Genomic DNA, 25,847 nt, shown 5'->3' with positions numbered 1-25,847 from the left:
GCCCCGGGGCGTGAGCCGGGACGCGGGGCCGGAAGCACCGGAGGGGTCGCCCTGGGCACGGTTCGCTGTGCTCCGCCGCCGCTCAGCCACGCTGGAAACCGTCCTTCGTCCGCAGTCCGTACCCGAAGGCGCGATCGTACGAGATGTGCGCGAGCCAGCCGCACAGCGCCGCGAAGAGCGGTGCCCACTCCTTGGGCGCGGTGAAGGAGTACAGCACGGCGAGGCTGAACGGGATCACCGCGCGGTGCGCCAGGTTGTAGAACGGCACCGCGCGGGGCGCCAGCCGGCCCTTGGTCAGCCGGGCGCTCTCCCGCGCCGAGATCAGCAGGGTCAGATCCGGCGCCAGCAGGAACAGCACGGCCATGACGATCGCCGCCGTGCCGTGGTTGATGCCCTCCAGGACCGCGAAGGCCGTCCAGAAGAGCGCGGCGGCGAACCACAGCGCCCTGCGCGCTCCCTTCAGCGCGGAGGCGCCGCCGGGGGAGGGGGCGAGGTCCGGGGTGGACGCGGGGGCGGTCGGGGTCTGGAGCGGGCTGGTGAGTGTGGGCGTCGACTGCATGAGCGGGGCCTGCCTTCCTGGCGATCAGTGGCTAACGCTGTTAGCTACACCGTAAGGCTAACGCTGTTAGCTGTCAACGGGTGGGTCGCGCACCCGGCAGGACGGCACAGGGACGGCGCAGGCCGCGGGACGCGCCCTTGTGCGAACATGCCGGGGACCGCTCCTCCGGAAGGGCTCACTGATGCTCGGCATGGTTCTCTGGGACGTCCGCTTCCGCGCTTCGACGCGAGAGCGGTACTGACAGCGGCGGCGACCCACAGCCCACCCCGCCCCGCACCACCCCGCTCCTCGTCGAAGTGCTCTTCGTGCCCCGCACGTTCGATCACGTCCGATCACGAGGAGTACACCCGTGTCCACGATCCGCTGGACCGAGCACAACACCCCGCACAGCGCCCGCTGGCACTCCGAGAACGGCACCCCGCCCCCCACCCGAACCGTCCTCGCCGACGACCGGACGACAGCCGACGACGCCCACCGCCACGCCCGCCGTGGAACGGCCCTCCTGTGGCGCGGCGACTTCCACAACGCCCGGCAGCTCCTGCGCGCCATGGGCCGCCGCGCCGACCCCGCACCACGCCCGTTCAGCGGGCCCCTGACCGACGCCTTCCACCGTCAGCGACACACGGCCGCCCACCGCGCCCGCGTCCTGGGACGGCTCCTGGTGCTGCTGGACGAGGACCACGCCCTGACCGCCGTACGCCGGGCCCCCGATGTCCGCCGGGCCTGCCAGGAGGCGTACGGCCCGTCCACAGGGCCGATGGTGGTCTCCCTGCGCGAACTGCTCGGAGTGATCGGCGCCCACCAGTGGCGGCTGAAGGGGATCGACGTCCCGGCACTCGGTGCGCGCATCCACCCCCACTACGGCGTGTTCGCGCCGACCCGGAGCGAGTACGTCGACCTGGTGGCGCGCGCTCCCCTGCCCCCGACCCTCCGCAACGCCTCTGCCACCGGTAAGGCTTTCGACCTGGGCACCGGAACCGGTGTCCTGGCCGCGCTGCTGGCCCGCCGAGGCGTCCCCCATGTCACGGCCACCGACATCAGCCCCCGCGCGCGGGCGTGCGCCCGGGACACCGTCCAGCGGCTCGCCCTGACCGGTCAGGTCGAGGTGACCGGCCCGGACCTGTTCCCCGACGGCCGCGCCGACCTCGTCGTCTGCAACCCGCCCTGGCTCCCGGCCCGGCCGACCAGCCCCCTCGAACAAGGCGTCTACGACCCGGACGGCACCATGCTGCACGGCTTTCTCGCCGGACTCTCCGCCCACCTCCGCCCGGCGGGCGAGGGCTGGCTCATCCTGTCCGACCTCGCCGAACACCTCGGTCTGCGCACCCGCCGACAGGTGCTCGACGCCATCGCTGCGGCAGACCTGCGCGTCGTCGCCAAGACCGACGTCAGACCCCGGCACCCACGCGCCAGGAACACCACCGACCCGCTCCACGCGGCACGGGACGCGGAAACCACGTCCCTATGGCGCCTGACCCCGAGGAAGTGACCCGGCGTGTCCCGTGTCCTGTGGGCACCTCCCTGACACCCGCAGGACACAGGACACAGGACACAGGACACGGGGCACGGGACACGGGCAACCAATAGTCGGCACGGGCGATGACCATGCCGAGCCCGCGCCCGCCTTCCCGCTCCGCCGCGATCCGGGCCAACGGCTCAGGTGGGCAAGCTGGTTCGGGGTCATTGTCCCAGGCGTCCGACCCATACGGCGTGCCCGACCCACACGCCGCCCTGCTCATCCCGGCGCACCCGTAGCGTGGCGGACCCGTACATGTGCCGCACAGCGTTCGACACCAACTCGGCGGCGAGCAGCTCGCCGGTGTCCACCAGCCCTCTCCGCGTCCCCAGGTCACCCACCCTCGTAGCGGTCAGCTGTCCGGGTGAGCGGGAGTACGCGGTCTCTGAACCCAGCCCGTCCTGCACCTCGTTGCCCTAGTCACGTGGTCGACTCGGGGGCAGCGACTGTGATGCGTGACGGGGACCACGTGCGGTGGAACTCGATGACCGGACCTGGAGACCGTCTCAGGTGGTGCCTCCGAGGCCGATGACTGGAGCTGGTGGTCTTGCCGAAGCAGTTGCCGTTCGACCGGCCTGATCCGACGAGGGTGGCGCCGGAGTTCCGTGAACTCCAGATGTCCGGCCCGATCGCGAGAGTCCGCACGTTCGCCGGGCATCCCGCCTGGCTGGTGACACGGCGCGACGACGTCATCCGCATGCTCTCGGACGACCGTTTCGGCCGGGTGCACCCCGACCCCTTCTCGGCTCCGGTCCTGTCCGCGATCGGACAGTTCTACGGGCCGCAGGGCACCGACCACGAACGGCTCGAGGCGGAGTTCCGCATCCTGCGGCGCGTCACGCCAACACTCTGTCCGCGCATCGGGTCCGGACGCTGAGGCCCCGGATCGAGGCCCTTGTGGGCCGCCGGCTGGACCAGGTTGCCGAGGCCGGTGCGCCGGCCGACCTGCACGCCCTGCTCGCCGAGCCACTGCCCGTAGAGGTGGTCTGCGAACTTCTCGGCGTGCCGTTCGCCGACCGCGAGGACTTCCAGCTCTGGACGGCGGATGTCGGCCACCTGTCCGAGCCGGCCCGCGTCTGCGAGGCGCTGGTCCACCTGAACGACTACATGCGCGCGCTGATGGCACGCAAGCGCACCGAGCCCGCCAAGGACGCGCTCACCGACCTGGTCCAGGCCCAGGCCGATGGAGTCATCAGCGAAGACCTCGCGGTGCTGTGGTCCGTCGCGCTGCTCTTCGCCGGCCACGCCACCACCGTGACCCGGATCGGCACCGGTGTGCAGTACCTTCTCAGCCACCCCCAACAGCGCCGGGCGATGCTGACCAGCCCGGAACTGCTCGCGGCGACCGTGGAGGAACTCCTGAGGGTCAGCCAACCGGACCTGGGCCTGGTATGGCGGTGGGCCCGCACCGACGTCGACTCCCCGGACGGCCGGATCAACGCCGGTGACCTGGTGCTGTTCGCCCAGGGCCCGGCCTGCCTCGACCCGACCGCCTACCCGGAACCCGACCGGTTCGACATCCACCGCGCCCAAGGCCAGCACACCGCCTTCGGCGCCGGACCCCACCTCTGCGTGGGAGCCGCCCTCGCCCGGCTGGAACTACAGGTCGTCTTCGACATGCTGTTCCGCCGCTTCCCCGGGCTCCGCCTGGCCGTGCCGGAGCAGGACCTGCGGTGGCAGGACTGCCAGCTGACCGGCGGACTGCTCGAACTGCCCGTCACCTGGTGATGTCCGCCGCCCGCGTGGCCGACAGAGGGGGCTCCACGGGCGGGCGGCTGCGCCCCGGGGGCACTCGGTGGGCCCCGACGTTCCTCAGCCGCACACCACGAGTCGGGTCGAGTCGAATCGATCGTCGTGTTGGTGCCGTCGACCGACCAGACCGTGCACGGTCAGGGTCAGACGCAGGGTCCGACGGCACATCGTGACCGCTCTCAGGTCGTTGGGGATGCGGAGCGCGCAGTCCCCGGTTCCGGCATGGGCCACCAACTCCGGTGAGATGTAGGGGATTTCGCGCACAGCGACATCTCGCGCCGCACTGGCGGGGCGAGGCGACGCCCCTCCCCTGCGTGATCGAAACCTCACTGAGGGTAGGGGTATCGTGATACGCAACGCAAGCCGATCGCGGAAACCGCACCCCGAAGAGGAGAAGTGACCCATGGTCCAGAGGCGCGAGCCGACGGCACGTCAGATGCGCCTGGGCGCGGAGTTGCGCCGACTGCGCGAGGCGGTCGGACTCAACACCGTCGAGTCGGCGGCGCTGCTCGGAGTGAAGCGGGCCCAGATCACCCACATCGAGCTGGGCATGGTCGGGGTGAGTGAGGAGCGGCTACGACGGTTCGCCTCCCACTACGGCTGCGCCGACGCGGAGTTCATCGACGCGCTCGCCGCCATCGCCACCGACCGGACCCGGGGGTGGTGGGAGGAGTACCGGGGGTTACTGCCGACGCCGTTCCTGGACCTCTCCGAGCTGGAACACCACGCACGGGTGCTGCGCCACGTAGCCGTCCTGTATGTGCCCGGTCTGCTCCAGACGGAGGACTACACGCGGGCCGTCTTCTCTGCGAGGCTCCCGGAGCTGACCCCGGAGGAGCTGGAACTGCGTGTCCAGCACCGCAAGGCCCGTCAGCAGGTCACTGTCCCGTACGAAGCCGTGCTACATGAGGCGGCTCTGCGCATCCGGGTCGGCGACCGGGCGACGTCGAAAGCTCAGCTCGCCCAGCTCCTGGAACTCTCCACGGCGGACCACATCACCCTGCGTGTCATCCCGTTCGACCTGGACGGCTTCGCCAGGGCGTCCAGCACCATGACCTATGTGGAGGGCCCTGTGCGCAGGTTGGACACGGTGGTCAGGGACGCGCCCCATGGCGCGGGCCTCCTGGACTCCGCAGCGGAGTTGAGCGGCTATCGAACGCGCTTCCTCAAGGTGGAGGCCGTATCGCTCGAGTCGGACCGATCGCGGGATCTCATCCACCGTCTGACGAAGGAGCTGTGATGCACTCGACGGTCACCGGCATGAACTGGCGAAAGTCGTCCTACTCGGGCGAGGGCGACGGCAATGAGTGCGTCGAGGTCGCCACCACTCCCACCCGCACCGCCGTCCGCGACTCCAAGCATGTCGGGCACGGCGCCCTCACCTTCCCCCGGGCAGCGTTCGCCGCCTTCCTCCAGACCTTCGCGGAATCCAACAGAACCTGAGGTCAGGCCGATTGTCAGTGGGGTGTGTCAGGCTTGCCGCATGACTGACGACCGCACTGTCCGAACGGCGCGCGGCCGACGGACACCAAGTCCGTCGGCCACGCCTCCAGCGACCCCCGTGACCGTCGGGCAGTCGGTCAGCGGACCCGGTCGTAGACCATGGCCAGCTCCCCCGACTCACCCCGCTCCTGCGCCGCGAGTCGCCAGCGCGTGCCGGGCAGACCGTCCTCGAAGAGCCGGCCTCCACCCCCGGTGATCTCGGGGAACACCATCAGATAGAGCCGGTCCAGCAGATCCGCCGCGAGCAGCGGCTTGATGATGCTCGCGCTGCTGTTGACCAGGATGTCGCCCGCCCCGTCCGCCGTGTCCGCCTTGAGTCCGGCGACGACCTCCGGGACGGACCCGCTCACCACCCGGGCCCGTTCCCATGGCGCCGCCGCCAGCGTCGTGGAGAACACCACCTTCTCCGTGTCGACCAGCCACCGCGCATAGCCCCGGTCCCGCGCGTCCGCACTCTCGTCCGCCGCGACCGAGGACCAGTACCCGAGGAACCCCTCGGCGTTGACCCGCCCCAGCACCGCCGTGGTCGCGGTCTGCCAGATCCGGGTCATCTGATCCCGCGCGACCTCCGAGGTCACGTACGGGGCGAACGCGGCGAAGTCATGTGCCCCGCCCGGCCCGTGATACCGCCCGTCCAGACTCAGCCCCAGATTCGCCGTCACCAGACGCCCGCCCGTGTTCCCACTCATGTCCCGACTCCCTCAGCTCTGCTCGATACCGGTGCCGGACCCGTGTGCGGAACCGGCACCATCCGTCCCCTCATCGGCCGCGACCGCCGCCGCCAGCTTCTCCAGACTCTGCGCGAAACCGATCTCGATCCCGGCGACGAAATCCGCCGCCTCGACCGTCGAATCGGCCAGCCGCCATCGCACCTCCAGATCCGTACCGGCGTCCGTCGCCCGCAACTCCATGTCCACCTGGGCCGTGAAGGCGACCCGCCCGTCGGGCAGCAGCGGAGAGCTCCGGTAGGTCAGCCGCTCACCACGGCGTACGACCTCCACGACCCCCTCCGCACGCCCCACCACCGCGTCCGAACCGTCCGTGTCCTCCACGTCCCGGTACTCCTGGACGATCCGCCCGCCCGGCCACGCCTCGAAGACCAGCTCGGAGATCCGCAGATCGTCCGGGACCCACCAGCGCGCGAGCAGCGCCACCTCGGTCAGATACCGCCACACCACTTCCGGCCGCCCGGCGAACGACCGCGCGAAAGCGAAGGAGCGCCCATCCGCCCACCCCGCCCCCCGTACGGCCGCCAGCCGCTCCGCATCGACGCTGCGCCCATAGCGCTCGTACGTCTCCTGCGAGCCGCCGATCCCGCCGACACCGCCGACCCCGGGTCGCGCCGCCGCCCCGCCGCCGTCCACCGTGTCGGCCAGCCGGACCAGCGCCGTCGCCAGGTCCCGCAGCGGCGCGGACCGCAGCGCGTAGACCCGCCGCTGTCCACTGCGCCGCGAGGTGACGATCCCGGCCCGCTCCAGCGTCTGGAGGTGCTTGGTCGTCTGCGGCTGCCGCGCCCCGGCGAGCTGCGCGAGCACACCGACCGGGCGTGGCCGCTCGGCCAACAGCGTCACCAGCCGCCAGCGCGCCGGGTCGGCGAGCGCGGTGAGGAGTTCATCCATGACTGAAGCATTCCCTAAGACGAATATTCGTGTCAAGGAATATGTGAGGGCGGACCTATGACGGGATTCCATGACGCACATCAAGGACGGCACACATCCACGACGGCGCATCCAGGGCGGCACATCCACGACGACGCACGGGCGACGACCCATCCACGACGGCACATCCAGGGCGGCGCATCCACGAAACGACGCACCGGCGACGACACATCCACGAACGACGCATCCACGAAGGGCGCACGCGCATCCCCGCCCGCCCGCCGGAGTTATCCACAGCCCCACCACCGCTGTCAGCGCCCGGCGGTACTGTCGATCGCATGGCTCACCAGGCGGGGAACCCCACGACCGAGCACCGGTTCGCCGTGCTCGAAGGCGTGTTGGAGCGGATCACATACGCCAACGAGGACAACGGCTACACGGTCGCGCGGGTCGACACGGGCCGTGGCGCGGGCGATCTGCTCACGGTCGTCGGCGCGCTGCTCGGCGCACAGGTGGGGGAGTCGCTGCGGATGGAGGGCCGCTGGGGCTCCCACCCCCAGTACGGCAAGCAGTTCACCGTGGAGAACTACACGACGGTGCTGCCGGCCACCGTCCAGGGCATCCGCCGCTATCTGGGCTCGGGGCTGGTCAAGGGCATCGGACCGGTCTTCGCCGACCGCATCACCCAGCACTTCGGCGTCGACACCCTGAAGATCATCGAGGAGGAGCCCAAGCGGCTCATCGAGGTGCCCGGCCTCGGCCCCAAGCGCACCCGGAAGATCGCCGACGCCTGGGAGGAGCAGAAGGCGATCAAAGAGGTGATGCTCTTCCTCCAGACCGTGGAGGTCTCCACCTCCATCGCCGTACGCATCTACAAGAAGTACGGCGACGCCTCCATCTCGGTCGTCAAGAACCAGCCCTACCGGCTGGCCGCCGACGTGTGGGGCATCGGCTTCCTCACCGCCGACAAGATCGCCCAGTCCGTCGGCATCCCGCACGACAGCCCGGAGCGCGTCAAGGCGGGCCTCCAGTACGCGCTTTCGCAGTCCACCGACCAAGGGCACTGCTTCCTCCCGGAGGAGCGGCTGATCGCCGACGCCGTGAAACTGCTCCAGGTGGACACCGGCCTGGTCATCGAGTGCCTCGCCGACCTCGCCGCCCCGCCCGAGGACAGCGAAGACCCCGGTGTCGTACGGGAGTCGGTCCCCGGCCCGGACGACGGCGGGGCGCCGGTCACGGCCGTCTACCTGGTGCCGTTCCACCGCGCGGAGCTGTCCCTGTCCGCGCAGGTGCTGCGGCTGCTGCGCACCGACCAGGACCGGATGCCCGCCTTCCGGGACGTGCCCTGGGACAAGGCACTGACCTGGCTGAAGGGGCGTACGGGCGCGGAGCTGGCGCCCGAGCAGGAGGCCGCCGTCCGGCTGGCGCTGACCGAGAAGGTCGCGGTGCTCACCGGCGGTCCCGGCTGCGGCAAGTCGTTCACGGTCCGCTCGATCGTGGAGCTGGCCCGAGCCCGCAAGGCGAAGGTGGTGCTGGCCGCGCCCACCGGCCGGGCCGCCAAGCGGCTCGCCGAGCTGACCGGCGCCGAGGCGTCCACCGTGCACCGCCTGCTGGAGCTGAAGCCCGGCGGGGACGCCGCATACGACCGGGACCGGCCGCTGGACGCGGACCTGGTGGTGGTGGACGAGGCGTCCATGCTGGATCTGCTGCTCGCCAACAAGCTGGTCAAGGCCGTACCGCCGGGGGCGCATCTGCTGTTCGTGGGGGATGTGGACCAGTTGCCGAGCGTCGGCGCGGGGGAGGTGCTGCGGGATCTGCTGGCCGACGGGTCACCGGTCCCGGCGGTCCGGCTCACCCGGGTCTTCCGGCAGGCCCAGCAGTCCGGGGTGGTGACCAACGCGCACCGGATCAACGCGGGGCAGCATCCGGTGACGGACGGTATGAAGGACTTCTTCCTCTTCGTGGAGGACGACACGGAGGAGGCCGGGCGCCTCACCGTGGATGTGGCCGCCCGTCGTATTCCGGCCAAATTCGGCTTCGATCCGCGGCGGGACGTCCAGGTGCTCGCGCCCATGCACCGGGGACCCGCGGGGGCGGGCACCCTCAACGGGCTCCTCCAGCAGGCCATCACCCCCGCACGCCCCGACCTCGCCGAGAAGCGGTTCGGCGGACGCGTCTTCCGCGTCGGCGACAAGGTCACCCAGATCCGCAACAACTACGAGAAGGGGGAGAACGGCGTGTTCAACGGCACCGTGGGGGTGGTCACCTCGCTCGACCCGGTCGACCAGCGGCTCACGGTACGGACCGACGAGGACGAGGAGGTTCCGTATGAATTCGATGAACTGGACGAATTGGCGCACGCCTACGCGGTGACCATTCACCGCTCCCAGGGGAGTGAATATCCCGTCGTGGTGATCCCCGTCACCACGGGAGCATGGATGATGCTTCAGCGGAACCTGCTCTACACGGCGGTCACCCGGGCGAAGAAGCTGGTCGTCCTCGTCGGTTCGCGCAAGGCGATCGGCCAGGCGGTGCGTACGGTCTCGGCAGGTCGCAGATGTACGGCGCTCGACTTCAGACTCGCGGGGTCCTGACCCGGCGGCGCCCTGGGAGCCCTTCGGGGCCTCTTAGGGCCGTGGCCCTGCCCAGCCGGGGGCCCGCCGAAAGATGATCGATCAAATGAGTCACAAAGGTCACAGACCACTTCCGGATGCCGGATCGAGCGGGCAGGATGGCAAGTTGGCGGCACTGAGTGCCGTCAATAAGCCCAATGGTCGACCCCGAGTGCACTCTCCTGCGCCAAATGGGGGATGGTAGAGACAGTCAGGGCACCTCGAAGATGAGGCACTACGTCGGTGAGGGAAGACGTGAGCGACAACTCTGTAGTACTGCGGTACGACGGCAGCGAGTACACCTACCCGGTGATCGACAGCACCGTCGGGGACAAGGGCTTCGACATCGGGAAGCTGCGTTCCCAGACCGGGCTGGTGACCCTGGACAGCGGCTACGGCAATACCGCGGCCTACAAGTCCGCCATCACCTATCTCGACGGTGAGCAGGGCATCCTCCGCTACCGCGGCTACCCGATCGAGCAGCTGGCCGAGCGCTCCACCTTCCTGGAGGTCGCCTATCTGCTGATCAACGGCGAGCTGCCCACGGTCGACGAGCTCAGCGTGTTCAAGAACGACATCACCCAGCACACCCTGCTGCACGAGGATGTCAAGAACTTCTACAAGGGCTTCCCGCGTGACGCCCACCCGATGGCCATGCTGTCGTCCGTGGTCTCGGCGCTGTCGACCTTCTACCAGGACAGCCACAACCCGTTCGACGAGAACCAGCGCAACCTCTCCACCATCCGGCTGCTCGCCAAGCTCCCGACCATCGCCGCGTACGCGTACAAGAAGTCGATCGGTCACCCGTTCGTCTACCCGCGCAACGACCTCGGCTACGTCGAGAACTTCCTCCGGATGACGTTCTCGGTCCCCGCGCAGGAGTTCGAGCTGGACCCGACGGTGGTCTCCGCCCTCGACAAGCTGCTCATCCTGCACGCGGACCACGAGCAGAACTGTTCGACCTCCACGGTCCGCCTCGTCGGCTCCTCGCAGGCGAACATGTTCGCCTCCATCTCGGCCGGTATCAGCGCACTGTGGGGCCCGCTGCACGGCGGCGCCAACCAGTCCGTGCTGGAGATGCTCGAAGGCATCCGCGACACGGGCGGTGACGTCGACACCTTCATCCGCAAGGTGAAGAACAAGGAGGACGGCGTCCGCCTGATGGGCTTCGGCCACCGGGTCTACAAGAACTTCGACCCGCGCGCCAAGATCATCAAGGCCGCCGCGCACGATGTCCTCTCCGCGCTCGGCAAGTCCGACGAACTGCTGGACATCGCGCTGAAGCTGGAGGAGCACGCGCTCTCCGACGACTACTTCACCGAGCGCAAGCTCTACCCGAACGTCGACTTCTACACCGGGCTGATCTACCGGGCCATGGGCTTCCCGACCGAGATGTTCACGGTCCTGTTCGCCCTCGGCCGGCTCCCCGGCTGGATCGCCCAGTGGCACGAGATGATCAAGGAGCCGGGCTCCCGCATCGGCCGCCCGCGCCAGATCTACACGGGCGTCGTCGAGCGCGACTTCGTACCGGTCGAGGCGCGCTGAGTGACCCGCCTCACGCGGCCATGACGACCGGCCCTTGAGAAGAACGCCCCCGGGCCCCGTACTCCACGGTGAAGAGGAGTACGGGGCCCGTCGCGTGGAGCCGGTTCGGAGGCGGCGAGTGGGAGCGGCGGGCGGTACAGGCACGGCGGTAAGGGCTGTTACGGCCGTGGCGGTCGAGTGCCGGGAGAGGGTGGGGTGATGGTGAGGTCCGCGCGGTTCCCGGCACGGCAGAAGGCGCCCCGGCACGCCAGTCCCCCCACGGGCCGACGACCAGGGCGCCTTCCCATGTCCCGGTGCGGATTCCCCCCACGGGATCCGGCCGGGCGTCTCTGAGGACCAGCGCCTGAATTCGCTGTCGTGGGCACAACGAGCAAAACTCGCCGTACCCGGGTGCCGCCACAAGGCGGCTGTGCGGTTGTGCTGAGCAGTTGTGTTCCTGCGGTGGTGCTCGATGGTGCTCGGTGGTGCCGTGCGGTGATGCGGCGCGCGATCCGGCCACCGGAGCGGCCGGTGCATCTGCCGGGACAGCGCACGCTGGGAGGGCCGCTCAAAGCTCCCCGGTGTACGTGTCCCGGCAACGCAATTCCGAGGAAGTCCCCCAAGACATCCTCAGACGCCATCCGACGCCCCCCAAGACGCCGTCTGACATCGTCAACTTAGACCTTCGAACCCCTTCGATGGTTACGTTCGCATCACTGTGATCTGCGTCTCTTGCATATGTCCCGTTTGCTACGCAAGAGGCCCGATGGGGTGAACGGGTTCCAAGCGTAAGGAAGATGCGCGAGCCTTGTGAAGAGCTTATGTGAGGGTCGCGCCGGACTCCAGAGGGACCCAGGTCACGACTTCGGCGAACCGTCGGTAACTTCCTCGCGGACTGACCCGCGGTTCAACGGAACGTACGTGATCGCGGTCTGTTCGTCACCGCGAACGCGGACTGTGAACGACGGCGGATCGGCTGTGAACAAGACCGGCCGGGGGACGCCCCCCGGCCGGTGTGCTCGGCTGAGTCGCCGGGTGCCGGACATGGCCGACGCAATGACCGGAACACCCGGAACACCCGGAACGACAGGAACAGCCGGAATAGCTGGAACGGTCGGAATAACTGGAACGGCCGGAATGGTCGGCTGTCAGGCGCGGCCGGCCAGCTCGTACCCGGCCTCGTCCACCGCGGCGCGGACGGCCTCCTCGTCCAGCGGGGCGGCGGAGACGACGGTGACCTCGCCGGACGAGGCGACGGCCCGCACCGAGCTGACGCCCGCGAGCTGGGAGATCTCCTCGGACACGGCCCCTTCGCAGTGCCCGCAGGTCATTCCGTTCACCTGGTAGACGGTGGTGACGGAGCCGGTGGTGTCGGTCTGGGTGGTCATGTCGTACTCCTCGTCGAAGCGGGTGACGTATGGGTCGGGTGGGGCAGCCGTGGCCTCCAGCGGGTCACGACACCACTCACTGTATACCCCTAGGGGGTATTTCTCCAAGAGGGGTCCCGCCGGGTGAGCGACCGGGCCCAGACCAGTCCCAGCAGCGCCACCACGACCATGCCGCCGACCGAGAAGACCGTGAACAGATGCTGCTGCCCGGCGGTCGGATGCGGGATGTAGCCCTCCGCGAACAACGCGCGCTGCAACCCGGTCTCCGTCAGCAGCGTGACCAGCCAGACCGCGATCCCGTGCGTCGAGTCCCACAGCGCGTGCAGCGCCGACACGCCGAGATACGTCCACACGACCGGCCCCGTGATCCGGAAGCGACCGTCCGGGCGGCGGTACGACAGCAGCACGGCACCGGCGATCGCCGTCCACAGCCCGTGCCCGAACGGGGCCAGCACGCCGCGCAGGATCTCGGTCTCCAGCAGCGCCCGCAGATCGATGCCCCGGGTCGAGACGGCCGCGTTGAAGGCGTATCCGGCGCTCTCCAGGGCGGCGAAGCCGAAGCCCACCGTCGCGCCGAGGACCAGCCCCGCGCGGGTGCCGCGAATCCAGGTCTGGCGGCGCAGCACGAACATCAGCGCGCCGAGCTTCACCGCCTCCTCGATCAGTCCGACGCCGATGAACATCCACAGGGACGGGTGCAGCAGGTAGTACTCCATCACCGAGGCGCCGAGCACGCCGAGCGTGCCGCCGGTCAGGAAGCAGCCGAGGATCACCCCGGCCCCGAGATCACGCCCGTGCCGCTCGTAGGCCCACAGGGCGAAGGTGACCGGCACCAGGAAGCTGCCGAGCAGGATCAGGGTGGGCAGCAGCGTGGTGTTCTTCGTGGCGTATGTGACCAGTGCGGTCAGCACCCACAGGGCGAGCCCGCCCCATAGGCAGCGTTTCCACAGTCCCGCCCGGATCTGCGGCGGGGCCGGTGGCGGCTGCTGCGGACCGGGGATACGGGCTCGGGGTGTGCCGGACGGCGGTGGGGTGTGGGTCACGGTGGGTCCCTCGTGCTCCAGGCTGCCGCACTCCCGAGGCAGCGTTGTCTTTCCCGGTCATGGCCGATTTGTCCGACCCTATGAGGGGTTGGGGCGATGCGCAGGCTGGAGAAGACGGGAGGAGGGTCATGTACGGGGCGTTCCGGTGGTGCCGGGCCCCGGTCCCCGGGTCAGGGGGCCGGGTCGGCGGCGGCCTTCGCGCCGGGCCCGTCGCCGCCAGCGGTGGCGAACGGCTCCAGGTAGCGGATCAGGACCGACTTCAGCTCGGCGACATACGCGTCCCGTTCGGCGCCCTCGCTGGCCAGGACCAGTTCCAGACCGGCCTTGTAGATGCTCAGACAGACGTTGGCGACGCGGGCGATGTCGGCGTGCGCGGCGGTCGGAACGATCGTCACCAGCAGGTCCTCGACCCGGCCGAGCAGCGTCACATGCAGGGCGTCGTGCTCCTCGGCGAACCGGCCCGGGGTGTCGGGGCCGTGCATCAGCGCGTAGAACACAGGGTGCTGGCAGTTGAAGGCGATGAACCGGTCCACGGCCGCGCCGACCATCACCTCCAGCGGGGTGTCCGGCGCGGCCGGGCTGAGGGCCTCGCCGTACGCCTCCCGCATCTCGCGCATCAGCCGCTCGCCCAGCTCGATCGCGATTGCTTCCTTGTTCGGGAAGAACTGGTAGAGCGTGCCCGGCGAGACACCCGCCTCACGGGCGATGGCGTTGGTGCTGGCGGCCGTGTAGCCCGTCGTGGTGAAGACGGTGGCGGCGGCCTCCAGGAGCTGCGCGATACGGCGCTCACCGCGCGCCTGGCGGCGTTTGGGGCGCTCTTCCGGGGCGGCGTCGGGATCGGGGGCGGGGACGGGAGCGCGGGCGGGGGTGCGGGTGGGAGTGGTGTGTGACGACGCGGCGCGCGGTGTGGCGGGGGGTGCGGCTGAGGGTGCCTCTGCCGGGGGCGCGGTCTCTTCCGTCTTCGGGGCGTCCGGGTCGGCCGCCCGACCGGGTGATGTCGGGCCGCCGTCCGGCGCGGGGGTCTTCCGTCGCGCGGCCGACTGGCGCGGTGTCGCGGACTCTTCCGGCGCCGCGTGCTCATCCGCCGTCGTGGACGCGGGTGTGTCGGGCACGAGTTATCCCCAGTTCTCCGAACGCGATTGACAAACGCGAGCGGTCACTCGCATTCTGGTGAAACGCGAGCGATCTCTCGTGTTTGCCAGTCTATTGGCAATGGCAGACCCATGCCGCCTGTCTGCGCTGTCCGCGCACACGCACGTCCGGCACACACCAGCACGGGTCATGGTGAAGGGGACACCGCAGGATGACCGAAGTCAACACGCCACCGCGACCGCCGGGGCCGGGCGGCTGGACCCGGTTCGTCACCGCCCGGCCCCGGCTGTCGCTGCTGGTGGCGCTGGTGATCACCGCGCTCGCGGTGCTGGCCGGCGGTGGGGTCGCCGACCGGCTGAGCAGCGGCGGCTGGGAGGACCCGAACGCCGAGTCGACGTATGCCACCGAGGCTCTGGAGCGTGAGTTCCCGGACTCCCAGCCCAACTTCCTGCTGCTGGTCGACGCCGGAGAGGCGTCCGTGGACGATCCGGCGGTCGCCGCCGAGGCCGACCGGCTGAGACGGCGGCTCGCCGCCGAGGAGGGCGTCACGGGCGTCAGCTCCTACTGGCAGTCCGGTTCCCCCGCCCTGCGCGCCGAGGACGGGCGCGAGGCGCTGATAGCCGCCCGTATCACCGGCGAGGAGAGCGAGGCCAACAAGACCCTGGAGCGCATCGCCCCCGACCTGCGCGGCACCCATGGCCCGGTCGACGTACAGCTCGGCGGCCGGATCTCCGTACAGCACGAGATGCAGACCACGATCCAGGAGGATCTGCTGCGGGCCGAGATGATCGCCCTGCCGGTCACGCTGGTCCTGCTGGTGATGGTCTTCGGCAGCGCGGTCGCCGCCCTGCTGCCGCTCGGCATCGGCATCGTCGCGATCCTCGGCACCAACGCCGTCCTGCGCGGCCTCTCCGAGATCACCGACGTCTCCGTCTTCGCGCTCAACCTCACCACGGCACTCGGCCTCGGCCTGGCCATCGACTACGCCCTGTTCATCGTCCGCCGCTTCCGCGAGGAGCTGGCGGCCGGACACGACCCGCTGACCTCCGTCGGCACCACCCTGCGCACGGCGGGGCGCACGGTCCTGTTCTCCTCCCTCACCGTGGCGGTCTCGCTCGCCGCGATGCTGCTCTTCCCGATGTACTTCCTGCGCTCCTTCGCCTACGCCGGGATAGCGGTGGTCCTGCTGGCCGCCGCCGCGGCCCTGATCCTGCTCCCCGCCGCCCTGCTGCTGCTCGGCCACCGGGTCAACGCGCTGGATCTGCGCCGGCTGCTGCGCCGCGGCCGGACACCCCGGCCGGCGGCCGAGGAGGGCCGGGCGTGGGGGCGCGCGGCGACGCTGGTGATGCGCCGGGCCCCGTTCTTCGCCCTGGGCACCACGGCCGTACTGGTCCTGCTGGGCCTCCCGTTCCTGGGGGTCAAGTTCGGCACGGCGGACGACCGCCAGCTCCCGGCCACCGCCGAGTCCCATGTCGTCCAGCAGCACATCCGCGAGGGCTTCCCCGGCAGCCCCGGCGGCGGGCTCGAAGTACTGGCCCAGGGCGCCGCCACGGAGGCCGAGTACGCCGACTACAAGGAGCGGATCTCGGCCCTGCCCGACGTCCAGCGGGTGGACGGCCCGCTGGTGGCCGGGGACGCGGCGTACTTCACGGTGCTGCCGAGCGGCGAGGCCGTCGACGAGCCCGCCCAGCGGCTGGTGGGCGAACTCCGCGCGGTGGACGCCCCGTTCGACACCAGGGTGACGGGCACGGCGGCGGTCCTGGTCGACGCCAAGGACGCCATCGCCGACAAACTGCCGTGGGGCGTAGCCTTCATCGCCGTCGTCACACTCGTCCTGGTCTTCCTGCTCACCGGCAGTGTGCTCATCCCGATCCAGGCGGTGCTGCTCAACGCGCTCAGTCTCACGGCGATGTTCGGCGCGATGGTGTGGGTCTTCCAGGACGGACACCTCTCCGGTCTGCTGGGCTTCACCAGCCCCGGTTCCATCGAGACCACGGTCCCGGTCCTGATGTTCTGCGTCGCCTTCGGCCTCTCCATGGACTACGGGGTGTTCCTGCTCTCCCGCATCAAGGAGGAGTACGACAGTACGGGCGACCACGAGGGCGCGGTGCGGCACGGTCTCCAGCGCACGGGCGGTCTGATCACGGCCGCGGCGGTCATCCTCGCGGTGGTCCTGATGGCGATCGGCACGTCCAGGGTCACCAACACCAAGATGCTGGGCCTCGGTATCGCCTTGGCGGTGCTGATGGACGCGATGGTGGTCCGCGCGCTGCTGGTCCCCTCGGTGATGCGCCTGACCGGCCGGGCCACGTGGTGGGCGCCGGGGCCGCTGCGGAGACTGCATGAGCGGTTCGGGATGAGCGAGGGCGGGGGTGGGGCGGCCGGTGACGAGAGCGAGGGGAAGGGCGCGCCCGACGCCCCGGACGCCCCGGACGCTCCAGACGCCTTGGATACGCCGGACGCGTCCGAGGAACGGCGGGAGGAGACAGCCGGGCGGAGATAGCGGGGAATGGGGTGAGGGCGCGGGGGAGAGGGGGCGGCGGCTGGGGTGATGCCGGTGACTGCGGGGGACGGGAGCCCGACACCCGTACCGCCCCGCGCCCGCCCCACTCTCGCCCGCCTCACCCGGGCCCACCACGGGCCCCACCTCGGCCCGCCCCGCACCTTTGACCCTCCCTCACCTCCGTGCCACCGACGCCGCGTTACGGTTCGCTCGAAGACCGCCAGGCCCCGGCTCCCGAGCCCCGGCCCGCAGGCCCCTGGCCACCGGCTCAGGTTCCACGCCTGGCGGTCATGGCGGCGACGACGACACGTGGAGCGGCGGATGCGGGCGGTGGTGTTCGAACGGTTCGGGGTTCCGGCCGAGGTGCGGGACGTACCGGAGCCGGAACCGGCGGCGCACGGTGTGGTGGTCCGGGTCGAGGCGACCGGGCTCTGCCGGAGCGACTGGCACGGCTGGCAGGGCCATGATCCGGACATCACGCTCCCACATGTGCCGGGACATGAACTCGCCGGAGTGGTCGCGGCCGTGGGCGACCGGGTGGCCCGCTGGCGGGTCGGTGACCGGGTGACGGTCCCCTTCGTCTGCGCCTGCGGACAGTGCGCCGCGTGTGCCGCCGGGGACCAGCAGGTGTGCGAGCGGCAGACGCAGCCCGGCTTCACACACTGGGGTTCGTTCGCCGAGTATGTGGCGCTGGAGCAGGCGGATGTGAATCTGGTGGCGGTGCCGGAGGGGATGACGTTCGGGACGGCGGCGTCGCTGGGATGCCGGTTCGCGACGGCGTTCCGGGCGGTGGTGCGGCAGGGGCGGGTGTCGGCGGGGGAGTGGGTCGCGGTGCATGGCTGCGGCGGGGTCGGACTGTCGGCGGTGATGATCGCGGCGGCGGCCGGGGCGCGGGTCGTGGCGGTCGATGTGTCGGCGGGGGCACTGGAGTTGGCGCGCGGCGTCGGAGCGGCGCGGTGTGTGGACGCCTCCGGGTCGGCCGACACGGCGGCGCTGGTCCGGGAGGTGACCGGCGGTGGGGCGCATCTGTCGCTGGACGCGCTCGGTTCGCCGGTCACCTGCGCGGCGTCGGTGGACGGGCTGCGGCGCCGGGGCCGGCATGTCCAGGTCGGTCTGCTGCCGTCGGACACCGGGACGACCCCGGTCCCGATGGCCCGGGTGATCGCCCTGGAGCTGGAGATCCTCGGCAGTCACGGCATGGCCGCGCACGACTATCCGGCGATGCTGGAGCTGGTGGGCGCGGGGGTGCTGCGGCCGGAGTCGCTGGTGACGCGGGAGATCGGCCTGGACGCGGTGCCGGGGGCGCTGGAGGCGATGGGGACGGCGTCGGGGGCGGGGGCTGGTGCTGGAGTCGGTGTCGGTGCCGGTGTCGGAGTGACGGTCATCAATCCGCGAAGGTGAGGGCGGAGCGGACCGGGCGCTCCTGACCAGACCGGGCGCTCCTGACCAGCCCTCCACCGTGACCGGGCTCCCTGCCGGCTCACCCCACCGACTCTCCGCCGCCACCGGCCATCCACCCTGACCGGCCCTCTACACCGCCGGGCTCCCGCCCGGGGCTCCCGCCCCGCTCCCTGCCGACTCTCCCAAACGCCCCGCCCCTCACCCCCGCTCACCCCACCCCCCACTTCACCTCGCCCCCGCTCACCTCACTCCCACCAACTCACCTGCCTGCCCCCCACTCACCTGCCCCCCCGCCCACTCCCCCCCACTCACCTGCCCCCCGCCCACTCCCCCCCGCTCACCTCACCCCCCGTCCCGCCGGTTCCGGTTTCCCGGGCGGGCGGCGACCCAGGCGCGGACGGTGTCGGCGTACCAGTACGGCTTGCCGCCCTCGACATGGTCCGGCTCCGGGAGGAGCCCGTGCTTGCGGTAGGAGCGCACGGTGTCCGGCTGCACCCGGATGTGCGCGGCGATCTCCTTGTAGGACCAGAGCCGTCGGTCGGTCATGAGGCGCACCTCCCCGCGCGTGCCGCGGCGGCGGCCCTGGGGCGGCCGACGAGAAAGCCGGGCACTGCGCTGGCGATCACCCACCCTGTGCCCGATCGGCGACACACAGTGAGGACAGAACCGCGGCTGTAGACCGGGTGTGACGGAGAACCTGCGTATACGGGACAGATGTGACACACAGGTGTTGTTTGTGACGGAAGTGATGCAAACGCTCATGGGAAGATCAACCGAGCTTAGAAGTCAGAATGTCCGGACAAAGCATTGACAGGACCACCGGCACGCGACTAGAAACCGGAGTGGGCCGACCCGACGACCGGCCGCAGCCGCACCGGCACGCATCACAGCGCATCGGAGCGGTCGCGGTGACCCGGCGACGCGATGGCGCAGTGAACGCGAAGTGACGCGAAGTGAGCCGCACCGGCGGCACGAAGGGAACTCGATGGCGTACGACCTGATCACCATGGGGCGGATCGGCGTGGATCTGTACCCGTTGCAGACCGGGGTCCCGCTGCCGCAGGTGACGTCCTTCGGCAAGTTCCTCGGCGGTTCGGCGACCAATGTCGCGGTCGCCGCCGCCCGCCTCGGCCGGAGCACCGCCGTGATCACCCGCACCGGGGACGACCCCTTCGGCACCTACCTCCATGAGGAGTTGCGCGGCTTCGGCGTGGACGACCGCTGGGTGACCCCCGTGCCCGGACTGCCCACCCCGGTCACCTTCTGCGAGATCTTCCCGCCGGACGACTTCCCGCTGTACTTCTACCGGCGGCCCAAGGCCCCGGACCTGGAGATCCACCCCGCCGAGCTGGACCTCGACGCGATCCGCGCCGCCCGGATCTTCTGGGTCACCGGCACCGGACTGAGCGAGGACCCGAGCCGCACCGCGACCCTGGAGGCGCTCGCCCACCGGAACCGGTCCGGCATCACCGTCTTCGACCTCGACTGGCGCCCCATGTTCTGGCCCGACCCCGACCAGGCCCGCGCCCACTACACCGAGGCCCTGCGCCACACCACCGTCGCCGTCGGCAATCTGGACGAGGTCGAGATCGCCACCGGAGTCCGCGAACCGCACGCCGCCGCCCGCGCCCTGCTGGCCGCCGGGGTCGAACTCGCCGTCGTCAAACAGGGACCCAAGGGTGTCCTCGCCGTCCACCGCGACGGCACCACCGCCGAGGTCCCGCCGCTCCCGGTGACCGTCCTCAACGGTCTCGGCGCCGGAGACGCCTTCGGCGGCTCCCTCTGCCACGGACTGCTGTCCGGCTGGGACCTGGAGCGGATCATGCGGCACGCCAACGCCGCCGGGGCCATCGTCGCCTCCCGCCTGGAGTGCTCCTCCGCGATGCCCACCCCGGCCGAGGTCGAGGCCGCCCTCACGGCGGGAGCCGTCAAGTGACCAAGCCCCAGGCCCAGCCTCAGCCCCAGGCCCAGCCTCAGTCCGAAAGCCAGCCCCAGTCCGAAAGCCAGCCCCAGTCCGAAAGCCAGGCCCGGCCCCAGCCGCAGCCCCCCACCCGCAGGGAAACCCCCACCACCCCCGCCGACGTGAACGTCGCCCACCTCACCGACCTCCGCACCCACCACCCCGAAGCCATCGCCGAGGCCGCCGCCCGCCGTACCCGACGCCCGCTCGTCGGTCCCAGCGGCCGGCTGATGATCGTGGCCGCCGACCACCCCGCGCGGGGCGCGCTCGGCGTGGGCGACCGCCCGTTCGCCATGGCCAACCGCGCCGAACTGCTCGCCCGGCTCTGCCTCGCGCTCAGCCGCCCCGGCGTGGACGGCGTCCTCGCCACCGCCGACATCCTGGACGACCTGCTCCTCCTCGGCGCCCTCGACGGCAAGGTCGTCATGGGCTCGATGAACCGCGGCGGACTCCAGGGCGCCGCCTTCGAACTGGACGACCGCTTCACCGGACACCGCCCCGCCGACCTCCAGCGCCTCGGCTTCGACGCGGGCAAACTGCTGCTGCGCATCGACTACGCCGACCCGGGCTCGCTCACCACCCTGGAGTCCACCGCCCGCGCGATAGACGCCATGGCGGAACACCGGCTGCCGGTCTTCGTGGAGCCGTTCCTCAGCCGCCGCGACGACGGCGGACGGCTGCGCAACGACCTCTCCGCCGACGCCGTCACCCGTTCCATCGCCATCGCCTCCGGCCTCGGCGGCAGCTCCGCCTACACCTGGCTCAAGGTGCCGGTCACCGACGACCCCGACGACATGGCCCGGGTCATGGAGACCTCCTCGCTCCCCGCCGTGCTGCTCGGCGGAGACGTCGGCAAGGACCAGGACGGGGCGTACGAGAAGTGGCGCGGCGCGCTGCGACTGCCCACCGTGCGCGGCCTCGTGGTGGGCCGTTCGCTGCTGTACCCGGCGGACGGCGACGTGGCCGCCGCCGTGGACACCGCCGTAGGACTCCTGTGAGGCCCACCATGCCCGACGCCCCGAAGCGGCCCGCCACACCCGGCGCCCCGACGCCGCCCACCCCCACCGACCTGCACATCCGCCACGGCGCCACCACCACCCCCGACCACACTCTCGCCATCGACCCGGAGTTGGCCGGCTGGTCGCACAGTGGCCTACGGATCGTCGCCCTGGAGCCGGGCGGCCGTCATACCCTCACCGCCGGTGACAGCGAGTGGATCGTGCTTCCCCTCGAAGGCGGATGTACCGTACGAGTTGGGGACGAAACCCTCCGACTCCTGGGCCGCGACAGCGTGTTCGCGTCGGTCACCGACTTCGCGTACGTGCCCCGCGACGCCCAGGCACAGATCTCCTCCGACGCGGGAGGCCGCTTCGCCCTGGCAGGAGCGAAGTGCGAGCGACGACTCCCCGCCCGCTACGGCCCCGCGTCGGAGGTCCCCGTCGAGTCGCGCGGCAGCGGCGACTGCGCCCGCCAGGTGCGCAACTTCGCCTCCGCCGACGCCTTCGCGTGCGACAAGCTGATCGCCGTCGAGGTGATCACCCCCGGTGGCAACTGGTCGTCGTACCCGCCGCACAAGCACGACGAGCACCGGCCCGGCGTGGAGGCCGAGCTGGAGGAGATCTACTACTTCGAGATCGACGGGCCGAACGGCTTCGGCTACCAGCGGGTGTCCCCGTCCCGCGCGGGCGGCGCGGACGTCCTCGCCGAGGTCCGCTCCGGTGACGCCGTCCTCGTCCCGGACGGCTGGCACGGCCCGTCCATCGCCCAGCCCGGCCACGACATGTACTACCTGAACGTCATGGCGGGCCCGGGGCAGACCCGGGAGTGGCGGATCTGCTTCCACCCCGACCACACGGAGGGATACCGATGACCGCCCCCACCGAACCCGGCACCGGCCCCGGCACCAACACCGGCACCGGCACCGAACCCGGCACCAACACCGCCCCCCGCCCCGCCCCCGCACCCGCCCCCGAACCCGGTACGACCCGCCTCACCGTCGCCCAGGCCCTCACCCGCTTCCTCACCGCCCAGTACACCGAACGCGACGGCGTCCGTCACCGCCTGATCGCCGCCACCTGGGGCATCTTCGGCCACGGCAATGTCGCCGGACTCGGCCAGGCGCTGGTGGAGCACGCCGACACCATGCCGTTCCACCAGGGCCGCAACGAGCAGTCCATGGTGCACGCGGCGGTCGGTTACGCCCGCCAGTCCAACCGCCTCTCCACGCACGCCGTGACCACCTCCATCGGCCCCGGCGCCACCAACCTCGTCACCGGCGCCGCCCTCGCCACCATCAACCACCTGCCCGTCCTCCTGCTCCCCGGCGACACCTTCGCGACCCGCCCCGCCGACCCGGTCCTCCAGCAGCTCGAAGTCCCGTACGCGGGGGACGTGTCGGTCAACGACACCCTGCGCCCGGTCTCCCGCTACTTCGACCGGATCACCCGTCCCGAGGCGCTGATCCCGGCCGCGCTCCAGGCGATGCGGGTGCTCACCGACCCGGTGGAGACCGGCGCGGTCACCCTCGCCCTCCCGCAGGACGTCCAGGCGGAGGCGTACGACTGGCCGGACGACTTCTTCGCCGACCGGGTGTGGACGGTCCGCCGTCCCGGCGCCGACCCCACCGAACTCGCCGAGGCCGTCAGCGCGATCCGGGCCGCCCGCCGCCCCCTGATCGTCGCGGGCGGCGGGGTCCACCACAGCCGTGCCGAGACCGCGCTCGCCGAGTTCGCCGCGGTCACCGGCATCCCGGTCGCCGCCACCCAGGCGGGCAAGGGCTCCCTGGCGTACGACCATCCGCAGGACGTCGGCGGGATCGGCCACACCGGCACCGCCACCGCCGACACGCTGGCCCGCGCCGCGGACCTGGTGATCGGCGTCGGCACCCGCTACACCGACTTCACCACCGCCTCCGGCACCCTCTTCACCGGCGACGGCGTCCGCTTCCTCAACCTCAACATCGCCCCCTACGACGGCCACAAGCTGTCCGGTCTCCCCCTGGTCGCCGACGCCCGCAGCGGCCTCGCGGAACTGACGGAGGCGCTCCTCGTCCACGGCCACCGGGTCCCGGACGCGTACATCGAGGACTACACCCGGGACAAGGCAGCCTGGGAGGAGCGCGTCACCGCCGCCTACACCGCCGACGACCCGGACGCGATCCCCACCCAGCCCCAGGTCCTCGGCGCCCTGGACGCCCTCGCCGACCCCTCCGACGTACTGATCAACGCGGCCGGTTCGATGCCCGGCGACCTGCACAAACTCTGGCGCGCCCAGTCCCCGGACCAGTACCACGTGGAGTACGGCTACTCCTGCATGGGCTACGAGATCCCCGCCGCGATCGGCGTGAAGCTGGCCGCCCCGGACCGCCCGGTGTGGGCGCTGGTCGGCGACGGCACCTATCTGATGCTCCCGACGGAGATCGTCACCGCCGTGCAGGAGAACATCGCCATCAAGCTGGTGCTGATCCAGAACCACGGGTACGCCTCCATCGGCGGACTCTCCGAGGAGACCGGCGGCGAGCGCTTCGGCACCGCCTACCGCTACCGCGCCCCCGACGGCACCTTCGCCGGTGCCCCGCTCCCCCTCGACCTGGCCGCCAACGCCGAGAGCCTCGGCATGTGGGTACTGCGCGCCCGTACCGTCGGTGAGCTGCGGGTCGCGCTCGCCGAGGCCCGCCAGGCCGACACTCCCACATGTGTCTACGTGGAGACCCAAACCTCCGACACAGTGTCGGGAGCGCCCCCCGCCCAAGCCTGGTGGGATGTCCCTGTGGCCGAGACCGCGACCCGACCCTCCGCGATCAAGGCCCGTGAGCTGTATGAACGGCACGTCTCCACCCGACGCCGCCATCTGTGAAGGAGTACTCGGTCATGACGAAGATCGTCAACCACTGGATCGGCGGGAAGACCGTCGAAGGCGCGTCGGGCACGTTCGGGCCGGTCACCGACCCGGCGACCGGCGCGGTCACCACCAAGGTCCCGTTCGCGACGGTGGCGGAGGTGGACGCGGCGGTGGCCGCGGCCAAGGACGCGTTCGCCACCTGGGGCCAGTCCTCGCTGGCCCAGCGCACCACCATCCTGTTCAGGTTCCGCGCGCTGCTGGACGCCCACCGCGACGAGATCGCCGAGCTGATCACCGCCGAGCACGGCAAGGTGCACTCGGACGCGCTCGGCGAGGTGGCCCGCGGTCTCGAGATCGTGGACCTGGCCTGCGGTATCAACGTCCAGCTCAAGGGCGAGCTGTCGACGCAGGTGGCGAGCCGGGTCGACGTGGCCTCGATCCGCCAGCCGCTCGGCGTCGTCGCGGGCATCACGCCGTTCAACTTCCCGGCGATGGTCCCGATGTGGATGTTCCCGCTGGCCATCGCCACCGGCAACACGTTCGTGCTCAAGCCGTCGGAGAAGGACCCCTCAGCGTCCCTGAAGATCGCCGAGCTGCTGGCCGAGGCCGGACTGCCCGACGGTGTCTTCAACATCGTGCACGGCGACAAGGTGGCCGTCGACCGCCTCCTGGAGCACCCGGACGTCAAGGCGGTCTCGTTCGTCGGCTCCACCCCGATCGCCCGCTACATCCACACCACCGCCTCCGCGAACGGCAAGCGCGTGCAGGCCCTCGGCGGCGCCAAGAACCACATGCTGGTGCTGCCCGACGCCGACCTCGACGCCGCCGCCGACGCCGCGGTCTCCGCCGCGTACGGCTCGGCGGGCGAGCGCTGCATGGCGATCTCCGCGGTCGTCGCGGTCGGCGCCATCGGCGACGAACTGGTCGACAAGATCCGCGAGCGCGCCGAGAAGATCAAGATCGGTCCGGGCAACGACCCCACCTCCGAGATGGGCCCGCTGATCACCGCCGCCCACCGCGACAAGGTGGCGTCCTATGTCACCGGCGCCGCCGCCGAGGGCGCCGAGGTGGTCCTCGACGGCACCGGCTACACGGTCGAGGGCCATGAGAACGGCCACTGGATCGGCATCTCCCTGCTGGACAAGGTGCCGACCACCGCGAAGGCGTACCAGGACGAGATCTTCGGCCCGGTGCTGTGCGTCCTGCGGGTGGACACCTACGAGGAGGGCGTGGCCCTCATGAACGCCTCGCCGTTCGGCAACGGCACCGCGATCTTCACCCGGGACGGCGGCGCCGCCCGCCGCTTCCAACTGGAGATCGAGGCGGGCATGGTCGGCGTCAACGTCCCGATCCCGGTCCCCGTCGGCTACCACAGCTTCGGCGGCTGGAAGGACTCCCTCTTCGGAGACCACCACATCTACGGCAACGACGGCACGCACTTCTACACCCGCGGCAAGGTCGTCACGACCCGCTGGCCGGACCCGTCCGAGGCCCCCACGGGCGTGGACCTGGGCTTCCCGCGCAACCACTGAGCACCACACACGAGAACGCCCCCC

Annotated in this window: 21 protein-coding genes and 1 pseudogene; 14 read left to right on the top strand and 8 right to left on the bottom strand. The window is 70.9% G+C overall.

Annotated elements, in window-relative coordinates; all coding sequences use genetic code 11:
• Positions 1-82: 82 nt before the first annotated feature.
• Positions 83-559, bottom strand: coding sequence for a DUF4260 family protein (locus AB0D49_RS27115; protein WP_362761965.1), 477 nt, complete (start codon positions 557-559; stop codon positions 83-85).
• A 349-nt stretch (positions 560-908) separates the two neighbouring features.
• On the opposite strand from AB0D49_RS27115, the gene AB0D49_RS27110 reads away from it, so the two are divergent.
• From AB0D49_RS27110 to AB0D49_RS27100, 3 genes are all read left to right on the top strand, one after another.
• The gene (locus AB0D49_RS27110; RefSeq protein WP_362761963.1) at positions 909-2,048 is read left to right on the top strand and encodes a class I SAM-dependent methyltransferase; all 1,140 of its coding nucleotides are present in this window, start codon (positions 909-911) and stop codon (positions 2,046-2,048) included.
• Positions 2,049-2,622: 574 nt separating this feature from the next.
• The gene (locus AB0D49_RS27105; protein ID WP_362761961.1) at positions 2,623-2,952 is read left to right on the top strand and encodes a hypothetical protein; all 330 of its coding nucleotides are present in this window, start codon (positions 2,623-2,625) and stop codon (positions 2,950-2,952) included.
• Positions 2,953-2,972: 20 nt separating this feature from the next.
• Positions 2,973-3,803 (top strand): cytochrome P450, encoded by an 831-nt coding sequence (locus tag AB0D49_RS27100; protein ID WP_362761960.1) that lies wholly within the window; start codon positions 2,973-2,975, stop codon positions 3,801-3,803.
• Between the two features lie 144 nt (positions 3,804-3,947).
• On the opposite strand, the pseudogene AB0D49_RS27095 reads toward AB0D49_RS27100, so the two are convergent.
• Positions 3,948-4,058, bottom strand: a pseudogene (locus AB0D49_RS27095) (ATP-binding protein); the annotation flags it as partial.
• A gap of 172 nt (positions 4,059-4,230) precedes the next feature.
• Between AB0D49_RS27095 and AB0D49_RS27090 the strand changes: the two are divergent.
• Both AB0D49_RS27090 and AB0D49_RS27085 read left to right on the top strand, forming a co-directional pair.
• Positions 4,231-5,067: a helix-turn-helix transcriptional regulator gene (locus AB0D49_RS27090; protein ID WP_362761958.1), complete on the top strand. Its 837-nt coding sequence runs from the start codon at positions 4,231-4,233 to the stop codon at positions 5,065-5,067.
• Positions 5,067-5,270: a DUF397 domain-containing protein gene (locus AB0D49_RS27085; protein ID WP_362761956.1), complete on the top strand. Its 204-nt coding sequence runs from the start codon at positions 5,067-5,069 to the stop codon at positions 5,268-5,270. Before AB0D49_RS27090 ends, AB0D49_RS27085 begins: the two co-directional genes overlap by 1 nt.
• Before the next feature lie 137 nt (positions 5,271-5,407).
• Here AB0D49_RS27085 and AB0D49_RS27080 read toward each other — a convergent pair whose 3' ends face one another.
• Entirely contained in the window at positions 5,408-6,019 is a 612-nt protein-coding gene (locus AB0D49_RS27080; RefSeq protein WP_362761954.1) for a dihydrofolate reductase family protein, read from the bottom strand.
• 12 nt (positions 6,020-6,031) lie between these two features.
• On the bottom strand, positions 6,032-6,949 hold the full coding sequence (locus AB0D49_RS27075) for a metalloregulator ArsR/SmtB family transcription factor (protein WP_362761952.1): 918 nt from the start codon (positions 6,947-6,949) through the stop codon (positions 6,032-6,034).
• Positions 6,950-7,266: 317 nt separating this feature from the next.
• Between AB0D49_RS27075 and AB0D49_RS27070 the strand changes: the two genes are divergently transcribed.
• On the top strand, positions 7,267-9,522 hold the full coding sequence (locus AB0D49_RS27070; protein WP_362761950.1) for an ATP-dependent RecD-like DNA helicase: 2,256 nt from the start codon (positions 7,267-7,269) through the stop codon (positions 9,520-9,522).
• A gap of 273 nt (positions 9,523-9,795) precedes the next feature.
• Positions 9,796-11,085, top strand: coding sequence for a citrate synthase (locus AB0D49_RS27065; RefSeq protein WP_362761948.1), 1,290 nt, complete (start codon positions 9,796-9,798; stop codon positions 11,083-11,085).
• Positions 11,086-12,212: 1,127 nt separating this feature from the next.
• Here AB0D49_RS27065 and AB0D49_RS27060 read toward each other — a convergent pair.
• The 3 genes from AB0D49_RS27060 to AB0D49_RS27050 form a co-directional block, all read right to left on the bottom strand.
• Positions 12,213-12,452 (bottom strand): heavy-metal-associated domain-containing protein, encoded by a 240-nt coding sequence (locus tag AB0D49_RS27060; RefSeq protein ID WP_362761946.1) that lies wholly within the window; start codon positions 12,450-12,452, stop codon positions 12,213-12,215.
• 89 nt (positions 12,453-12,541) lie between these two features.
• Entirely contained in the window at positions 12,542-13,495 is a 954-nt protein-coding gene (locus AB0D49_RS27055) for a PrsW family intramembrane metalloprotease (protein ID WP_362761945.1), read from the bottom strand.
• Positions 13,496-13,665: 170 nt separating this feature from the next.
• Positions 13,666-14,274, bottom strand: a complete 609-nt coding sequence (locus AB0D49_RS27050) for a TetR/AcrR family transcriptional regulator (protein WP_362762130.1) — start codon at positions 14,272-14,274, stop codon at positions 13,666-13,668.
• 524 nt (positions 14,275-14,798) lie between these two features.
• Between AB0D49_RS27050 and AB0D49_RS27045 the strand changes: the two genes are divergently transcribed.
• Together AB0D49_RS27045 and AB0D49_RS27040 are read left to right on the top strand one after the other, a co-directional pair.
• Complete coding sequence (locus AB0D49_RS27045; protein WP_362761943.1) at positions 14,799-17,090, top strand: MMPL family transporter; 2,292 nt, start codon at positions 14,799-14,801, stop codon at positions 17,088-17,090.
• Positions 17,091-17,411: 321 nt separating this feature from the next.
• Positions 17,412-18,491 (top strand): zinc-dependent alcohol dehydrogenase family protein, encoded by a 1,080-nt coding sequence (locus tag AB0D49_RS27040; RefSeq protein WP_362761941.1) that lies wholly within the window; start codon positions 17,412-17,414, stop codon positions 18,489-18,491.
• A gap of 342 nt (positions 18,492-18,833) precedes the next feature.
• Here the strand turns inward: AB0D49_RS27040 and AB0D49_RS27035 are convergent, their stop codons facing one another.
• On the bottom strand, positions 18,834-19,037 hold the full coding sequence (locus AB0D49_RS27035; RefSeq protein ID WP_362761939.1) for a MerR family transcriptional regulator: 204 nt from the start codon (positions 19,035-19,037) through the stop codon (positions 18,834-18,836).
• A gap of 439 nt (positions 19,038-19,476) precedes the next feature.
• On the opposite strand from AB0D49_RS27035, the gene iolC reads away from it, so the two are divergent.
• From iolC to mmsA, 5 genes are all read left to right on the top strand, one after another.
• On the top strand, positions 19,477-20,427 hold the full coding sequence (iolC, locus tag AB0D49_RS27030; RefSeq protein ID WP_362761937.1) for a 5-dehydro-2-deoxygluconokinase: 951 nt from the start codon (positions 19,477-19,479) through the stop codon (positions 20,425-20,427).
• A 146-nt stretch (positions 20,428-20,573) separates the two neighbouring features.
• The gene (locus tag AB0D49_RS27025) at positions 20,574-21,449 is read left to right on the top strand and encodes a deoxyribose-phosphate aldolase (RefSeq protein ID WP_362761935.1); all 876 of its coding nucleotides are present in this window, start codon (positions 20,574-20,576) and stop codon (positions 21,447-21,449) included.
• A gap of 8 nt (positions 21,450-21,457) precedes the next feature.
• Positions 21,458-22,321 carry a 5-deoxy-glucuronate isomerase gene (iolB, locus tag AB0D49_RS27020; RefSeq protein WP_362761933.1) on the top strand — a complete coding sequence of 288 codons (864 nt, stop codon included), beginning with the start codon at positions 21,458-21,460 and terminating at the stop codon, positions 22,319-22,321.
• A complete protein-coding gene (iolD, locus tag AB0D49_RS27015; RefSeq protein WP_362761932.1) occupies positions 22,318-24,306 on the top strand; it encodes a 3D-(3,5/4)-trihydroxycyclohexane-1,2-dione acylhydrolase (decyclizing) in 1,989 nt (662 codons plus the stop codon). The genes iolB and iolD overlap by 4 nt, the downstream gene beginning before the upstream one ends.
• Positions 24,307-24,320: 14 nt before the next feature.
• Entirely contained in the window at positions 24,321-25,823 is a 1,503-nt protein-coding gene (mmsA, locus tag AB0D49_RS27010; RefSeq protein WP_362761930.1) for a CoA-acylating methylmalonate-semialdehyde dehydrogenase, read from the top strand.
• Positions 25,824-25,847 lie beyond the last annotated feature (24 nt).

This window comes from Streptomyces sp. NPDC048290 (assembly GCF_040652095.1).
In the GTDB taxonomy this organism is placed as follows: domain Bacteria; phylum Actinomycetota; class Actinomycetes; order Streptomycetales; family Streptomycetaceae; genus Streptomyces.
This window is presented reverse-complemented; position numbering and strand designations above follow the sequence as displayed.